Here is a 1,017-nt window from a genome sequence, read left to right on the forward strand (position 1 = left end):
TGTTCGACGCCAGCAGCTCGAACACCCGCCGAGCGAACATGGACTGGGACTGCTTCACCGAGTTGAGGTTGAGGTTGACGGTATAGCCCTTGTAGGGCACGTCCAGAAGGTCCGGGGTGAGCGCACCGCCCACGATGAACCGCTCGTACTCGTCGGGGAACGTGTAGTCCGAGGTGGGACGTCCGAGGTTGCGGTCGTAGACGTCGAACCGGCGACCCTCGGACGACAGCTCCGTGGAGAGCTCGCGCAGGTCGACCAGCCGCTCCGGATAGCGCGCGTAGTAGGCTCCGGCGAAGGCACAGCCGTCGATCCGATCGAAGACCTCGGCCGGGTTGGACTCGGCGGGCTGTGCCGCGAAGGGCAGGAAGTGGACGTTGTCGTGGCCCAGTTCCCGCTTGTAACGGGGCACACAGTCCAGGTCCGTCGTGAACACCGCGTCGAACTGGCCCGCCGTCGTCAGGAACGTGTTGAAGTGGACCGGGTCCTCCTTGTTCCAGAACGCGGTGGGCACGCCGCGATCGCGGCACCATTCCAGGATCCCCCGGAGCTCCGGTCCGAGACGGTGCACGGTGTTCCACCAGGCCTGCCGGTGGCCCCGCCACGCGGACTCCACGAACAGCAGGTCCGGGCGGGCCGCCGTGAGCTCTGCACGCCAGAACTCCATGGACAGCGGGACGAGGTCGGCCTCGCCGTCGAAGGCGGTGTGCGAGAACTCGTCCAGGATGCACGCGACCACCAGGCGACCCGCGCGTCCGGCTCGACGCCGGACCGGCACGGGGGGGCCGGGGCGACGGCGTGCCGTGAACTCCGCGGGTACGACGGGCTCGGGGGCGGGGCGGTTCATGCGTCGTCCTTCCGATGCTCACGGATGATCGAGACCAGGCGCGGGAGGGCGCGCCGAGCCCCCTGAAGGGTCCGGGCATCGCCCGTGACCACTGACCAACCCGACACGGGTGAGCACACGCCGCACCTGGACGGCGCGGCCCGTCCGTCCCCACCGAGGAGGAACAAGCAGTG

Annotated in this window: 1 protein-coding gene; it reads right to left on the reverse strand. The window is 69.1% G+C overall.

The window, feature by feature from the left end:
* Nucleotides 1-844 (reverse strand): DUF3880 domain-containing protein (locus AB0L75_RS44620; protein ID WP_365191993.1); only part of this gene is annotated, 844 nt, incomplete at its 3' end.
* Nucleotides 845-1,017: the final 173 nt, after the last annotated feature.

The sequence above is a fragment of the Streptomyces sp. NPDC052101 genome, from assembly GCF_040680235.1.
Lineage (GTDB): Bacteria > Actinomycetota > Actinomycetes > Streptomycetales > Streptomycetaceae > Streptomyces.